We start from the raw sequence: 14,398 nt of genomic DNA on the forward strand, positions 1-14,398 counted from the left end.
GCGCGACCGGCGCGTCGACCTGATCACCCGCATCGGCGTGGACCTGTCCGAACAAAGCGTGGGCACCACCGCCATCGGCGCGGCACTGGCCGAGCTGCAGCCGGTCTGGCTGCACCGCGGCGAGCATTTTTTCAATGCCAACTCGGCTTACAGCTGCGCCGGCGCGCCGCTGTTCGGTCCCGATGGCCACTGCGTCGGCATGCTGGACCTGACCGGGGTGGACACGGTGGAACGCCCCGAGCTCAAGCATCTGGTGGTGCAGTCGGCACGCAGCATCGAAAACGCCTTGATCCAGAGCCGTCCGCACGATCTGCTGATCCGCCTGAACTGGTCCAGCCATAGCCTGGGCGACGACATGGACGGGCTGGTGGGGCTGGACCCGGACGGCTGGGTGCTGGGCGCCAACCCGGCTGCCCGCCAGATGGTGCCCGCGCTGCAGGCCGGCAACCCGGCTGCTGTGCATTGCAGCGAGCTGTTCGCCATGCCTTACGAGATGCTGTTTGACGCCGCCAAAAGCGCCACCCTCGGCTACCCGCAAGCCATGGACGTGCCGCTGTGGTCCGGGCTGCGGTTGCACGCGCTGCCATTGCTGCGCGGTCAGGCGGCGGTGCCGGGCCGACTCGGTGGCCGCGCCGCGCCGGCCCCTGCCCTGCCGCTGAAAGATGTCGAGACCGCGCTGATCCACAAGGCCGTCAGCGAAGCCCGCGGCAACGTGATGAAGGCCGCGCGGGCGCTGGGCATCAGCCGCGCGACGGTTTATCGGCGGCTGGGCGGCAAGGCCGGCAAATAGTCAATGCTTGTGGCCCGTGCCGGATGCTGGCATGGCCGCTCCCGGCGCGGAAGCAGCCACCGGCAGTTTGAGCTCGACCTTGCTCTCCTGCCCTTTGGCGTCCTTGAAGGTCAGCGTCAGGGGCACCGTGGCTCCTTTCGGCAGCGCCTGATTCAGCGCCATCAGCATCACGTGGTAACCGCCGGGCTTGAGCTGCACGGCTTTGCCGGCTGGCAGGTCCAGCACCGGCACGGCGCGCATGCGCATGATGTCGTTTTCCATCTTCATCTCATGCACTTCGGCCACGTCAGCCACCGGCGTGGACACGCCCACCAGTTTCGCGCCGTCTTTGGCGGTGAGGGTCATGAAGGCGCCGGTGCCGGACTGGCCGGGCACGGCGGTGCGGACCCAGGCGTTTTTTACTTCGATGGTTTGGGCCGACACCATGCCGGCGCTCAGTGCCAGCATGGCGGCAAAAAATGTTGATTTCATGGTTTTCTTCCTTTGAGCATTCAAGGGGATCAGGGTGTTGCGCATCGGTGATGGGCATGAACGGCTGCGGCGGGCCGGGCGGCGGGCAAAAAGTCAAAAATCGCGCGTTGCTTGTGAGGCAACCGCGCAACAAGCCTCGTCAGAGGCGGTTCACTTCAACCTGCAGGCGGGCCGCGGCTGAAAGGCAGCCCCGGCGCTGGTACAGCGCGAACTGCATCGTCGAAGACCGCCAGCCGCGTGGTGACGGGGGCAACTATTGCGCAGGATCGTTGCAGCGTTGGTAAACCCGCACCGGCCGAGCCACACAGGTCGCAGTGCGCTCCTGAGGATGCCTCATCCGGGTTGCCCGATGCGTCGAAGGCCGCGCCTGGGCCTGTGGTGCTGACGCTGCAAAGCCCGCCAAGCTGACCGGTGCGCACGTCCTCGGCCAGCATGGACACCGGCGCGATCAGTGCCGCAAAGACGGCAACCAACCCCAGCCACGTGGCAAGGCGGGCCCAAAGCGGGCGGTAAGACGGGGTTACTGGCACCCGGTGATTATAGGGAGCCGCACGGCAGCAGCACAAAATGCTACAAAATCAGGAGCTACTCACGCCCGTCCGACAAGGGCTGGTGGCCTATTTCACTCATAATAGGAACAGAAAGCGCCCACACCACATGTTCACGCACCACCTCACTGGCATGGTCACGCCGCGCCTGCAGGGCAGCCCGCAATACATCCGGCTCGCCAGCGCCCGCATGGATGGCATTGCCCATGGCCACCGCGATGTTGCGCAGCCAGCGCTCGTGGCCGATGCGCCGGATCGCGCTGCCTTCGGTGTGGCGCAAAAACTCGTCCTCACTCCAGGCGAACAGCGTGGTCAGTTGCTGGCCGGTCAGGCCCTGGCGCTCGTCAAAATCCGGCAAGGCGCTGCGCTGCGCAAACTTGTTCCACGGGCAGATCAGCTGGCAGTCGTCGCAGCCGTAAATACGGTTACCGATCAGGGGCCGCAGCTCCAGCGGGATGGCGCCTGCGTGTTCGATGGTCAGGTAGGAAATGCAGCGGCGCGCATCCAGCCGGTGCGGCGCCACGATGGCCTGCGTCGGGCAAATATCGATGCAGGCGCTGCAGCTGCCGCAGTGCGGCGTCACCGGCTCGCTGGGGGGCAGGGCCACATCCACATAAATCTCGCCCAGAAAAAACATGGAACCCGCCTCGCGGTTAAGCAGCAGCGTGTGTTTGCCGCGCCAGCCCTGCCCGCTGCGCGACGCCAGCTCGGCTTCCAGCACAGGCGCGGAATCGGTGAAGGCGCGGTGGCCCAGCGGCTGCGCATGGCCAGCGATGCGTTCGGCGAGTTTCTGCAGGCGCGTACGCATGACCTTGTGGTAGTCGCGGCCCCGCGCATACACCGACACAATCGCTTCGCCCGGTCGCTCCAGCCGCGCCAGCTCCGTGGCCTGCCACTGCCCCGGCTCCTGCGGTGTGGATGCGGGCAGGTAGTCCATGCGCGCCGTGATCACGCTGACAGTGCCAGGCACCAGTTCGGCAGGCCGCGCACGCTTGAGGCCGTGCGCAGCCATGTAATTCATGTCACCATGAAAGCCGGCTGCGAGCCAGGCCGATAATCCGGATTCCGCCGATGACAGATCAACGCCTGCAATGCCGATTTGCGAAAATCCAAGCTCGCGCGCCCACGTTTGAATTTGAGAAACGAATTGATGGCTATTGACGATCACCCGCTCATTGTAAAAAGTATTGCCTGGACCACTGAGGCCGACACCCAGGCTTTCGCTGCGGCGCTGGCCGCGAAGTTGCAGGCCGGCACGGCGGAGCGCAATCTGCTGATCGAATTACACGGCGACCTCGGCAGCGGTAAAACCACCTTCGCGCGGCACCTGCTCACATCCCTGGGCGTGACCGGCCGCGTCAAGAGCCCGACCTATGCCGTGGTCGAGGCCTACACCGTGGACGTTGCCACCGCGGGCGCACTCCTGGCCCTGGACATCTGGCATTTTGACTTTTACCGCTTCAACAACCCGGACGAATGGGAAGAAGCCGGGTTTCGCGACATCTTCGCCAGCCCCGGCCTGAAACTGGTTGAGTGGCCGGAGAAGGCCGGCGATCATCTGCCGGCCGCAGACCTGAACATCGCGGTCGAGCTGCTGGAAGGCGATGTCCGCGCCGTCACCCTCACCGCCCGCAGCGCGGCCGGCGCGGCGCTCCTGCCATGACGAAGATACTCAACCGGCGCCATGCCTTGCAAATGGGCAGTCTGGTGCTGCTGCTGGGCGTGCAGCAAATCGCGCGCGGCCTGACCATTCTTGCGGTGCGGATCTGGCCCTCCCGGGACTACAGCCGCGTGACCATCGAGTCCGATGCGGGGCTGAAGACCAAGTACTACTTCATCGCCGAGCCGCCCCGCCTGGCGGTGGACATCGAGGGCATTGACCTGATCCCCGCGCTGCGTGAGCTGGTGGCCAAGGTCAAACCCGACGATCCGAACATCGCCGGCATCCGTGTCGGGCAAAACGCGCCAGGCGTGGTGCGCCTGGTGGTCGAGCTCAAGCAACCCATGATGCCGCAGGTCTTTGCCCTGCAACCGGTCGCGGCCTACCAGCACCGGCTGGTGTTCGACCTGTACCCGACCCAGGTGGTGGACCCGCTGGAAGCGCTGATTGCCGCGCGCCTCAAGGACAAGCAGCAAGCGCAAACGCCAGCGGCGCAGGCGGAAGACCCGCTGGGCGAGCTGATCGCCCGTCAGAGCGACCGCCCCGCCCCCGCCACCCGTGCGCTGCCCCCCCCAGCCGCAGACAAGTCGTCAGCCACTGCGGCCGCCCCCACGCCGCCGTCAGAAACGGTGGGCGCGGGTGCGGGCAGCCGCAACAAGACCGACAGGCTCATCATCGTGGCGCTGGACCCGGGCCACGGCGGCGAAGATCCGGGTGCCATCGGCCCTGGCGGCACGCGCGAGAAAGACGTGGTGCTGCAGATTGCGCTGCGCCTGCGCGAGCGCATCAACGCCACCCCCAACATGCGCGCTTACCTGACGCGCGACGCCGATTTTTTTGTACCACTGCACATCCGCGTGCAAAAGGCCAGGCGCGTGCAGGCCGACCTGTTTATCAGCATTCACGCCGACGCATTTTTCACGCCGCGTCCGCAAGGCGCCAGCGTGTTTGCACTCAGCGAAAAAGGCGCCTCCAGCAGTGCGGCGCGCTGGATCGCCGACAAGGAAAACTCCGCTGATCTGGTGGGCGGCGTCAACGTGAAGGCCAAGGATGCGCAGGTACAACAAGCCCTGCTGGACATGAGCACTACGGCGCAGATCAACGACAGCCTCAAGCTGGGCAGCGCCATGCTCGGCGAGATCGGCAGCGTCGGCAAACTGCACAAGCCGCGGGTCGAGCAGGCCGGATTTGCGGTTCTCAAGGCACCCGACATTCCCAGCGTGCTGGTCGAAACCGCTTTCATCAGCAACCCCGATGAAGAGGCCAAGTTGCGCAGCGAGGCCTACCAGGTGCAACTGGCCGATGCGTTGATGCGCGGCATCGGCAGCTACTTCGCGAAAAATCCGCCACTGGCAAGAAATCGCCCTTTGTAGCCTTTGTAGCTATTGCGACCTCGACAAAGGCGTTACAACTGGTCGCAATCGAGCGAGGAACGCACAGCCAAAGCCGTCTTTTACCTACACGACAAGCGCTGCCATGCGTCTAAATTAAAGACCTCAAGCGAGCCAAACTTTCGGTAAACAGAGCTTTGGCAAACAGAGTCTTCAATTTTTTACAAAGGTATTGATCATGACACCAAAACTTTTACTTTCCGTTGCCGCAGCATCCTTGATTGCCCTGACGGGTTGCGGTACCAATCCTACCAATGCACAGATTGGCACCGGCGTCGGCGCGGTCGCCGGCGGTGTGCTTGGCAACGCGGTATTGGGCGGAACATTGGGCACAGTTGGCGGCGCAGCAGCTGGCGCGTTGATTGGTAATGAAGTTGGCAAGAACAAGTAGTCTTCCCAACCAACCCGCCTGTCTGTACGCAATACCTCAACTGGTCGAATCAGATGGGGTAAATCAGTGAGTTGAGAATCATTTCACTGTCGTACACGCAGAGGCGACTCCTGAACTTCCAGGAGTTGCCTTTTTTTACGACCTCATCAATATAGCGACCCACGTTATAAACCTCGCTGACGCTGCCAGGTCTGGTACGGAACACCGCGTAATTTGCCACTGCCATGATCACTTCATCGTCATAAGACGTGATGCGGGCCGGACTGACGACATGCCGCATGTAGTAGGGCCCGTGGTAGATGGTTTGTGTGATGCCGTAAACGCGGTCTTTCATCATGCCCTGGCTTTCAAGAGCGATCAACGCCAACGGCAAACCCCGGTCAAAATTCTCGCGCCCCTGCACCTTGTACTGGCCATCTTCAATAAAGAACAGCGGCCAGTCGTCAAAGCGCTTTTCGTCCAAGGCAGCAGCATAGGCCGCGTTGAGTTGATCAACCTGGTGGTGCAACAGCATGGATTCAACGGCGCTGCTCATAACGCCATCACCTTGCGCCAGTAGGCGTACATGCTGCGAATCAGGGTTTCAGTCACCATGTGTTCTGCTCCTTCAGTGCCGGTACCGCCCAGCTCGCACAAGGTGCTGCCAGCATCTCCAGCCTGTTTAAAGCCACGTTGACTGAACTCGATAACCTCGCCGTCGTCAGCGCTGACAAAACCGGCAGGCCCAAACAGGTTGGCCTGACGCAGGCGGCGTCGGGTCATCTCCGGCGTGTCGTCGGCAAAGCCGAAATGCGTCCAGACAAAGTCAAACTCGCCCTCCCCGCGCGGCACGATATGCCGCGTGCTCAGCGAATTGACCTGCTGCTGGATGATCAGGCTGGGGAACAGCGTGATCATGGTCACCGTGGGTGTGATGGGGGTGCCGGGATTCGACGGGTCGTCCACCGTCCACCAGGCCTCGGGCACCACGTCAAGCAGGCGGTCGTCGTGCAAGGCCATGCTGGCCTTGAACGACGTCACGCCTTCGGTCACCGCGGCATTCTGCCCGCCCTCGTTGCGGCGCGAGATCATGACCGCGTGGCGACCATGTTCGTCCATCACCATGCGGCTTTTCTGGTCGGCGCGCCACAAGCCAAAAGTCACGAACCAGGTGTGCAACAGGCCCGGATGGTAAGGGTCCTTGATGTTTTCCATCATCAATTTCCAGTTGCCCGGAATGCGCTGGCGGTTGTAGCCCAGCAGCGTCAGCTGCCGACCCTTGAAGATCCGCTCCAGCCAGGGCATGACATTGGGGCCCAGGTAGTCTTCCAGCGGCTCCGCCGTTTCGCTGAAAGTTGCAAACACCAGGCCATGCAACACCGCCACGCGCAGCTTGGTCAGGCCATGGTCTTTCAGCTCAAAGTCCTCCGGCATGCCGCCGTTGACGCAGTCGCCGTCCTTGACGCCGTCCTTGAAAGGCAGGCCGGCCAGGTCACCGTTGAGCTTGTAGGTCCACTGGTGGTAGGGGCAGACAAAGCTGCGGGCATTGCCCTGCGGGTGCTGGCAGAAGCGCACACCGCGATGGGCGCAGCGGTTCTCCACGACACGGATGCCGTGGTCGGTGGCCCGGTCTTTGGGCGCCACACGGTCGCGCACCAGAATCACCTGGCGCTCGCCCACGTGGCTGAGCTTGAAGTCACCGGTGTTGGGGATTTCAACTTCCAGCCCGACGTAAGCCCAGTGCGGACCATAAAAAATCTGATCCAGCTCGCGCTGGTAGAGCTGGGCGTCGGTATAGGCCCAGAAAGGCACGCGGCTGGAGCCAGGCTGGCTCCAGCGCGACAGGGTTTGCGGTGCATTCATCTGACAGTGTCTCCGGTGCGGCAACCACCCGGCGCCGCTTCAGCATAAATAATACGCGCACTTACTACTTTCAGCCAACCGGCGGTTGGAACCCACTGGTTTTCCACCATGACGCGCAGATCGGCAAGGCCTAAGATCCCCCCCCATGAACTTGCCCATACCACTTTATTCCGTCCTTGCTCTGGTTGTTTTGGTCAGCTACGGCTGTGCAGCGCCGCGTGTCGATGCCCCGCCGCCGCAACTGCAGGCCTGCCCGGCCGAAGTGCCGGCCGGCGCCCGATGCTACGGCGGGGAGGACGGGCGCGGCGCGTTTTACCGTATCGCCATCCCCGCCAACTGGGACAAACAGGTGCTGGTGATGCATGCCCACGGCGGCCCGGCAGACACCGGCCCGGCCAAAGCCGAGCGCAGTGAACAAGACCTCAAACGCTGGGCCGTCACCGTCAAGGCCGGCTACGCCTGGGCTGGCTCCAGTTACCGCCGCGGCGGCTACGGTGTGACCATGGCCGCAGAAGACACCGAGCGCCTGCGGCAGATCTTTGTGCAGCATTTCGGCGCGACGCGCCGCACGCTGCTACACGGGCAAAGTTATGGCGGCGGCGTGGCCTCCAAAGCGGCAGAAATTTACGCCACAGCAGGCGGCCAGCGCGGCCCTTACGATGGCGTGTTGCTGACCAACAGCGTGCTCGGTGGCGGCCAGCTGGCCTACACCTTCCGGCTGGACCTGCGTGTGGTGTACCAGTACGTTTGCAAGAACCACCCGAAGCCCGATGAGCCGCCCTACCCGCTGTGGCAAGGCTTGCCGATGGACGCCAACCTCACCCGCGCGGACCTGTTGACGCGGATCGACGACTGCACCGGCGTGCGCAAGCCCGCCGCCCAGCGCAGCGCGCAACAAAGCGCGAATCTCGCCACCATCGTCAATGTGCTGAAGCTAAGCGAACAATCGCTGGTCGGCCACATGAACTGGGCGACCTGGTTGTTTCGCGATCTGACCCAGCTGCGCCTGGACAAACGCAACCCGTTTGACAATTCAACGGCGGTCTACAGCGGCTCGGCCAACGACACCGCGCTCAACGCCGGCGTGTTGCGCTACAGGGCTGATCCGCAGGCCGTGGCCGTGCTGGCCAAAGACAGCGCCCCCGATGGCCGCGTCAACGTGCCCACGTTGATGATCCACGGCGCCAACGACCCGACCGCGTTCGTCGAGCTGGAGTCCGCCTACCGGGAAGTGCGTGAACGGGCCGGCACAGCGCACCTGCTGGTACAGACCTTCACCGACGAGTCCGCCCACAGCTACCTGGCTGAAGCGCAATACCCTGCACTTTTCACCGCGCTGCTCGACTGGGTCACCCAGGGCGACAAACCCACACCACAAAAAGTGCTGGCCTTGTGCCGGGGCTACGAGGCCGCCTACGGCAAGGGTTGCCGCATCCAGCCCGACTACCGCAGCCCGCCGCTGGCGAGCCGCGTCACGCCGCGGTAGCTGTGCTGCGGCTGGCCTTCCAGGCGCCGTAGAGCACCACCAGGCCCGGGATCAGGATCATGGCCCAGATGATTTTGCTCAGGTTGGCCTGCACCCAGGGCAGGTTGCCGAAGAAGTAGCCAGCGCTGGTGAGACCGACTACCCAAATCAGCGCACCCACCACGTTGTAAGCGGTGAACTTCGCGCGATTCATCTCGGCCACGCCTGCTACAAACGGCGCGAAGGTGCGCAAAAAAGGCATGAAGCGCGCCAGGATGATGGTGATACCGCCGTAACGTTCGTAAAAATCATGCGCCTGGTTAAACGCACGTTTGTTGAAAAAGCGCGACTGCTCCCACTGAAACACTTTGGGCCCGAAGTAGCGGCCAATGGCGTAGTTGCACTGGTCGCCGAGAATCGCGGCCACCACCAGCAGGCCCATGACCAGCGGCAGGTTCAGCAAGCCAACGCCACAAAGGGCACCCGCCACAAACAACAGCGAGTCCCCGGGCAGGAAGGGCATGACCACCACCCCGGTCTCCACAAAAATAATGAGGAATAGCAGGGCGTAGACCCACATCCCGTAGCTTCGGGTGAAAGCCTCCAGGTGTTTGTCCACATGCAGGATGAAGTCCATCAGAAAGGCGATTATTTCCATGGCGGGATTTTGCCATGCAGAAATCCCCAAGCCATTACAAGCTTGTGTTTTGTGGGTGCTTCGATCAAGCCGGGGGGTTGCCCGGCGGCAACTCACTTTCTTTTTGCGTCGCCAAAAAGAAAGTAAGCAAAGAAAAAGGCGCCCCTGCTGTCTGCGTCCCTCCGCTTCGCTGCGGGCAGCCTGCGGTGCTCGTCAAAAGCGGGGTCGAGCTCGAACTCGCCTTCGGCTCAGACAATCGCTCGCCCTGATCCGCTTTTGCCTGTGCTCCTCGGCGCAGACAGAAGGGTGGTGGGAAAGAAATCGGAAACGGGACCGAATGCGGGGAGACCTGGCGCGCGCAGCGCGTCAGGTCGGAATACGCGACTGTCATGTATGCACGTGGTCGCAGCTCACGCGGCCAAATGAAGTCCCCCTCCATCGCCCAGCGGGGCGAGGGAGGGGCGAGGGGTGGGAGTGAGGAGTTGGCCCTACTGCCCATGGCGAACCATTGACGCAGCGTGATGCACATGTGTTCTGCTGTCGCACGCAGCGCTTCCCCCTAAAATCGCAGGGTGATCCCCGTAGCCCCCACCCCCCCACCCCCTCCCCGCCGCCCCATCCGCGAACTGCCTGACGAGCTGATCAGCCAGATCGCCGCTGGCGAGGTGGTGGAACGCCCGGCTTCGGTGGTGCGCGAGCTGGTGGACAACGCGCTGGACGCTGGTGCCACGCAGGTCACCGTGCGGCTGCAGGCCGGTGGTGTGCGGCTGATTGCTGTCGAGGACGACGGATCCGGCATCCCGCGTGACGAGCTGGCCGTGGCGCTCAAACGCCACGCCACCAGCAAGATTGCTTCGCTGCAAGACCTGGAGGCTGTCGGCACCATGGGCTTTCGCGGTGAGGCGCTGGCCGCCATCAACTCGATCGCCGACATGAGCCTGCTGTCGCGCACCGAAGGCAGTGGCGCAGAGGCCGCCCATGCCTGGCAGCTCGACGGCCGCTCCGGTGAGCTCAAGCCGGTCGCACGCAGCCGCGGCACGACCGTGGAGGTACGCGAGCTGTTTTATGCCACACCGGCGCGCCGCAAGTTCCTTAAAACCGACGCGACCGAACTAGCGCATTGCATTGAAGCTGTGCGCCGCCATGCGCTGGTACGGCCTGATGTGGGTTTTGCGATCTGGCACGACGGCAAGCTGGTCGAGCAGTGGCGCGCCTGCACGGGTGATGACGCGCACGGTCAGCGACTGGCCGATGTGCTGGGCAGCGAGCTGCTGGCGCACAGCGTGGCGGTCGACTACCGGGCCGGCGCGCTGCACGTCACCGGGCGCGCCGGCATTCCGGATGCGGCGCGGGCACGGGCTGACCAGCAGTTCGCTTATGTCAATGGGCGTTATGTGCGCGACAAGGTACTGACCCATGCTGCACGCAGCGCCTACGAAGACGTGTTGCATGGCCACCGCCAGCCGGTATACGCGCTGTACGTGGCGATGGACCCGGCACGCGTGGATGTCAATGTGCACCCGACCAAAATCGAGGTGCGCTTTCGCGACAGCCGCGAGGTACACCAGGCGGTGCGGCACGCGGTCGAAAACGCACTGGCTGCGCCGCGTGCGGCCGCTGCCGCGCTGGCCGCGCCCAAGGGCATCATTCCCGGTAGTTTTGAGTCAAATCAGGCTCCAGCCCTTTCCCCGTGGGCGCAACCAGCTATCAATTTCGGAGCGTACCAGCCGCGACATGGCAACCCGCGCGCCTCCGACTTCGAGGCCATGTGGCCGTCCCCCCCATCGTCTGCCGCCCCCTTCGCTGTTCGCCCCGAGTCTGCCGGGGGGTATCCCCTGACCGGCGCTTCGACAGACCCCGTCGCAACGGCTGCTACCGATCTGCCCGCCAGCGACTGGCCGCTGGGACGCGCCATCGCGCAACTGCAGGGCATCTATGTGCTGGCGGAAAACACCCAGGGCCTGGTCATCGTGGACATGCACGCCGCGCACGAACGCATTGTTTACGAGCGCCTCAAAAACCAGCTCGACAGCGCCACCGCCATCAGCAGCCAGCCGCTGCTGATTCCCGCGACTTTTGCCGCCTCGCCGCAAGAGGTGGCCACGGCCGAGGCGCACATCGACACCTTGCAGGCGTTGGGCCTGGAGATCACCCCGTTTTCGCCGCGCACGCTGGCGGTGCGTGCCGTGCCGACTAGCCTGGCGCAGGGCGATGCGGTGGAACTGGCGCGCAGCGTTCTGGCCGAGCTGGCGCAACACGACGCCAGCACCGTGATCCAGCGCGCGCAAAACGAGTTGCTCTCAACCATGGCCTGCCACGGCGCAGTGCGCGCCAACCGCAAACTGACCATCGATGAGATGAACGCGTTGCTGCGCCAGATGGAAGCCACCGAACGCTCGGACCAGTGCAACCACGGCCGGCCGACCTGGCGCCAGATCACGGTCAAAGAGCTGGACAGCCTTTTTTTGCGCGGGCGTTAGGAATCTACGGGGTCACCGTCCGGACTCATCGCAGCCACCAGGCGAGCGCGCCCAGCAGGCAGGACAGCGAGGCCACCAGCGTCAGGCCCGCGCGCAGGCCCAGCCAGGAGCCCAGGCCGAAGCGGAGGTAGAGCTGACGATCCACCGCATAACAGGCGATCAGCGTGGCAGGCGCCAGCAGCAGGCCCCAGCGCGGCGGAAGTAAAACGGCGAGCCAGCCTAGCAGGCTGGGGCTCACGCCCCACAGCAGTTGCGCCGCATCGGCAGGCGAATCGCGCATGGCCAGACCCCAATGGATACCGCCCAGAAAGCTGGCAATCAGCGCAGCGTAGGCCAGCAGCGCTGCGGCTGGCAGGCGATCCTGCGGCCCCACCAGCCAGACGGCTGCCGCACCGGCGATGAAAGGCAGCAGGCCCGCCACGCCCAGCACGCGCGCCATGGTAGAGGGGCCAGTCAGCCCGACCGGTCGGTCCGGGGCGCCCGCAGGCGAAGAAAGCAGAGGAGACATCGCCCCAGTTTAGAACGGAAGACGCGGCAACCATCCACGCTGCTGCGAACTTTTGCCGCCCTTGTCACTCCATCTTCCTCATGAAACGCTGGACCCTTTTTGCCGCCATGGCACTGGCTCTTGGTTTTGCCGTGCTGGCGGGCTGCAGCTCGCTCGACGAGCGGCAGCGCGCCTGGATTTTTCAACCCAGCGACCGGACCTGGGGCGGCGGCCTGGCAGCCGCAGAGGGTATGGAAGATGTCTGGATCGACTTCCAGCCTAGGGCCGACGCAGAAGCTGCACGGCTGCACGGCTTGTGGTTGCCGGCGGCGCGGCCGAACGCACCGGTTCTGCTCTACCTGCATGGCGCGCGTTACAACGTGACCGGCTCGGCGCCACGCATGCGCCGCATGCAGGAGCTGGGCTTTTCGGTGCTGGGGGTGGACTACCGCGGTTTTGGCAAAAGCACCCAGGCACTGCCTTCTGAAGAGACCGCCTACGAAGACGCGCACGCGGCCTGGGACTGGCTGGCGAAAAAATACCCGGATCGTCCCCGCTACGTCTTCGGCCATTCTCTGGGCGGCCCGATTGCCATCCACCTGGCCACCGAGGTCAGCGACGAAAGCGGCACGATTGTGGAAGGCAGCTTCACCTCGATTGCCGACGTGGTCAGCACGTCCAGGTGGGGCTGGATGCCGGTTTCGCTGCTGATCACCCAGCGTTTCGAGGCCGCCCGCAAGGTGGGCAAGATCGGCTCGCCGCTGCTGGTGGTGCACGGCGGCGACGACCGCCTGATCGCGCCCAGCCTGGGGCGCAAGCTGTATGAAGCGGCAGCGCAGCCCAAGCTGTTCGTGCTGGTTGAAGGCGGCTCGCACCACAATACCAATTGGGTCGGCCAGTCGCAGTACCGGCAGGCGCTGGCGCAGCTCTTCAGCCTGAAATAAGGGGCTCGATCTGATACCCTCAGATCAATGTCCGTCATCCCGCCTTCCGCTCTTCCCGCCACCGCAGCCGCACCCGTACCGACCATGTCAACAGCCCTGGTGGTGCTGGTGCTGTCCCTGCTGCTGGGCATCCAGCCGATCACCACCGACCTGTACCTGCCGGCCCTGCCCGCGCTGACCGAAGGGTTCGGCGCGCCCGTGGCACAGGCGCAGCTCACGCTGAGTGCCCTGCTGCTGGCTTTCGGTGTCTCGCAACTGTTCTGGGGCCCGCTGTCCGACCGTTTCGGGCGCCGGCCCATCCTGCTCTGCGGCCTGGCCGCCTATGTGGTCGCGGCCATCGGCAGCGCTCTGGCGCCGTCGATGGCGCTGCTGGTAGTCTGGCGCATCGTGCAGGGCGCGGCCATGGGTGCGGGCGTGATGTGCGCGCGCGCCATCGTGCGCGACCTGTACACGCCGGTGGCCGGTGCCCGCGCCATGTCGCGCGGGCTGACCGGCCTGGGCGTGATCGCCTGCCTGAGCGCGCCGCTGGGCGGGCTGCTGTCGGACATCTTCAACTGGCGCGCCGCCCTGCTCGCGCTGGCGGTGTTCGGCGCGCTCTCGCTGGCCGTGATCGCCTTGCGCTTCGAGGAAACCCTGGGCCTGAAAAATCCGCGTGCGCTCGAGCCGCGCATGCTGACCCGCACCTGGTGGACGATTGTGCGCAACCCCACCTTTGTGGCGTTTTCGCTGCTGTCCACCGCATCTTATGGCGGGCTGTTCACCTTTCTGGCTTCGTCGTCCTTTGTGTTCATCGGGGTGCTGGGGCTGAGTAAAACGCAGTACGGCCTGGTGATGTTTTCCATGTCCTTCGTCTACATCCTCGGCACCTTTGCCTGCCGGCGTCTGCTGCCGCGTTTCGGCGTGCGGCGTTCGGTGGCCGTGGCGGCGGTGTTGACCCTGGCCGGCGGCCTGCTGAGCGCCGCGCTGGCCTGGGCCGGTGTCCGTTCGGTCTGGGCCATCCTGCTGCCGTTTTACCTGTTTATCCTGGCGCACGGCGTGCACCAGCCCTGCAGCCAGAGCGGTGCGGTTGGGCCCTTCCCCGGCGCGGCCGGTGCGGCCTCAGCGCTCAATGGCTTTTTGATGATGGTTGCCGCCTTTGCCATGGGTGGCTGGCTGGGCGCGCACATGGACGGCACGGTGTTTCCGCTGGTCCACGGCATCCTTTTCTGGAGCATCTGCATCGCCGCAATCGCCTGGACGCTGGTTCAGAAACACGGCGAGCCGGCACCGTTTGCCTCTGCGAAGGCCTGACA

16 protein-coding genes are annotated in these 14,398 nt (G+C 64.4%); 9 read left to right on the plus strand and 7 right to left on the minus strand.

Annotated elements, in window-relative coordinates; all coding sequences use genetic code 11:
- Positions 1 to 790, plus strand: a 790-nt coding sequence (locus tag ACESMT_RS05535; protein ID WP_372825576.1) for a helix-turn-helix domain-containing protein, incomplete at its 5' end; no start/stop codon positions are given.
- On the opposite strand, the gene ACESMT_RS05540 is transcribed toward ACESMT_RS05535, so the two are convergent.
- The 3 genes from ACESMT_RS05540 to queG form a co-directional block, all read right to left on the minus strand.
- Positions 791 to 1,261: a copper chaperone PCu(A)C gene (locus tag ACESMT_RS05540; RefSeq protein ID WP_372825577.1), complete on the minus strand. Its 471-nt coding sequence runs from the start codon at positions 1,259 to 1,261 to the stop codon at positions 791 to 793.
- Between the two features lie 155 nt (positions 1,262 to 1,416).
- Positions 1,417 to 1,791: a DUF2946 family protein gene (locus ACESMT_RS05545; RefSeq protein WP_372825578.1), complete on the minus strand. Its 375-nt coding sequence runs from the start codon at positions 1,789 to 1,791 to the stop codon at positions 1,417 to 1,419.
- A gap of 55 nt (positions 1,792 to 1,846) precedes the next feature.
- Positions 1,847 to 2,944, minus strand: a complete 1,098-nt coding sequence (queG, locus tag ACESMT_RS05550) for a tRNA epoxyqueuosine(34) reductase QueG (protein WP_372825664.1) — start codon at positions 2,942 to 2,944, stop codon at positions 1,847 to 1,849.
- A 15-nt stretch (positions 2,945 to 2,959) separates the two neighbouring features.
- Here queG and tsaE point away from each other — a divergent pair, with 15 nt between their 5' ends.
- From tsaE to ACESMT_RS05565, 3 genes are all read left to right on the plus strand, one after another.
- Entirely contained in the window at positions 2,960 to 3,472 is a 513-nt protein-coding gene (gene tsaE / locus ACESMT_RS05555) for a tRNA (adenosine(37)-N6)-threonylcarbamoyltransferase complex ATPase subunit type 1 TsaE (protein ID WP_372825579.1), read from the plus strand.
- Positions 3,469 to 4,842, plus strand: coding sequence for an N-acetylmuramoyl-L-alanine amidase (locus ACESMT_RS05560; protein WP_372825580.1), 1,374 nt, complete (start codon positions 3,469 to 3,471; stop codon positions 4,840 to 4,842). The genes tsaE and ACESMT_RS05560 overlap by 4 nt, the downstream gene beginning before the upstream one ends.
- A 196-nt stretch (positions 4,843 to 5,038) precedes the next feature.
- Positions 5,039 to 5,251 carry a glycine zipper 2TM domain-containing protein gene (locus ACESMT_RS05565; RefSeq protein ID WP_372825581.1) on the plus strand — a complete coding sequence of 71 codons (213 nt, stop codon included), beginning with the start codon at positions 5,039 to 5,041 and terminating at the stop codon, positions 5,249 to 5,251.
- A gap of 49 nt (positions 5,252 to 5,300) precedes the next feature.
- Here ACESMT_RS05565 and ACESMT_RS05570 read toward each other — a convergent pair whose 3' ends face one another.
- Both ACESMT_RS05570 and ACESMT_RS05575 read right to left on the minus strand, forming a co-directional pair.
- On the minus strand, positions 5,301 to 5,786 hold the full coding sequence (locus ACESMT_RS05570; protein WP_372825582.1) for a nuclear transport factor 2 family protein: 486 nt from the start codon (positions 5,784 to 5,786) through the stop codon (positions 5,301 to 5,303).
- The gene (locus ACESMT_RS05575) at positions 5,783 to 7,093 is read right to left on the minus strand and encodes an aromatic ring-hydroxylating dioxygenase subunit alpha (RefSeq protein ID WP_372825583.1); all 1,311 of its coding nucleotides are present in this window, start codon (positions 7,091 to 7,093) and stop codon (positions 5,783 to 5,785) included. The genes ACESMT_RS05570 and ACESMT_RS05575 overlap by 4 nt, the downstream gene beginning before the upstream one ends.
- 145 nt (positions 7,094 to 7,238) lie before the next feature.
- On the opposite strand from ACESMT_RS05575, the gene ACESMT_RS05580 reads away from it, so the two are divergent.
- The gene (locus ACESMT_RS05580; RefSeq protein ID WP_372825584.1) at positions 7,239 to 8,579 is read left to right on the plus strand and encodes a hypothetical protein; all 1,341 of its coding nucleotides are present in this window, start codon (positions 7,239 to 7,241) and stop codon (positions 8,577 to 8,579) included.
- Here the strand turns inward: ACESMT_RS05580 and ACESMT_RS05585 are convergent.
- Entirely contained in the window at positions 8,566 to 9,216 is a 651-nt protein-coding gene (locus ACESMT_RS05585; RefSeq protein WP_372825585.1) for a DedA family protein, read from the minus strand. The genes ACESMT_RS05580 and ACESMT_RS05585 overlap by 14 nt on opposite strands.
- Positions 9,217 to 9,230: 14 nt before the next feature.
- Here ACESMT_RS05585 and ACESMT_RS05590 point away from each other — a divergent pair, with 14 nt between their 5' ends.
- Positions 9,231 to 9,464 carry a hypothetical protein gene (locus ACESMT_RS05590; RefSeq protein ID WP_372825586.1) on the plus strand — a complete coding sequence of 78 codons (234 nt, stop codon included), beginning with the start codon at positions 9,231 to 9,233 and terminating at the stop codon, positions 9,462 to 9,464.
- Between the two features lie 306 nt (positions 9,465 to 9,770).
- On the plus strand, positions 9,771 to 11,675 hold the full coding sequence (gene mutL, locus ACESMT_RS05595) for a DNA mismatch repair endonuclease MutL (protein ID WP_372825665.1): 1,905 nt from the start codon (positions 9,771 to 9,773) through the stop codon (positions 11,673 to 11,675).
- Positions 11,676 to 11,700: 25 nt separating this feature from the next.
- On the opposite strand, the gene ACESMT_RS05600 is transcribed toward mutL, so the two are convergent.
- Positions 11,701 to 12,183 carry a DUF3429 domain-containing protein gene (locus tag ACESMT_RS05600; protein ID WP_372825587.1) on the minus strand — a complete coding sequence of 161 codons (483 nt, stop codon included), beginning with the start codon at positions 12,181 to 12,183 and terminating at the stop codon, positions 11,701 to 11,703.
- Positions 12,184 to 12,263: 80 nt separating this feature from the next.
- On the opposite strand from ACESMT_RS05600, the gene ACESMT_RS05605 reads away from it, so the two are divergent.
- Both ACESMT_RS05605 and ACESMT_RS05610 read left to right on the plus strand, forming a co-directional pair.
- On the plus strand, positions 12,264 to 13,106 hold the full coding sequence (locus ACESMT_RS05605) for an alpha/beta hydrolase (RefSeq protein ID WP_372825588.1): 843 nt from the start codon (positions 12,264 to 12,266) through the stop codon (positions 13,104 to 13,106).
- An 84-nt stretch (positions 13,107 to 13,190) separates the two neighbouring features.
- Positions 13,191 to 14,396 carry a multidrug effflux MFS transporter gene (locus ACESMT_RS05610; protein ID WP_372825589.1) on the plus strand — a complete coding sequence of 402 codons (1,206 nt, stop codon included), beginning with the start codon at positions 13,191 to 13,193 and terminating at the stop codon, positions 14,394 to 14,396.
- Positions 14,397 to 14,398 lie beyond the last annotated feature (2 nt).

The organism is Polaromonas sp. (genome assembly GCF_041689105.1).
GTDB lineage: Bacteria > Pseudomonadota > Gammaproteobacteria > Burkholderiales > Burkholderiaceae_C > Polaromonas.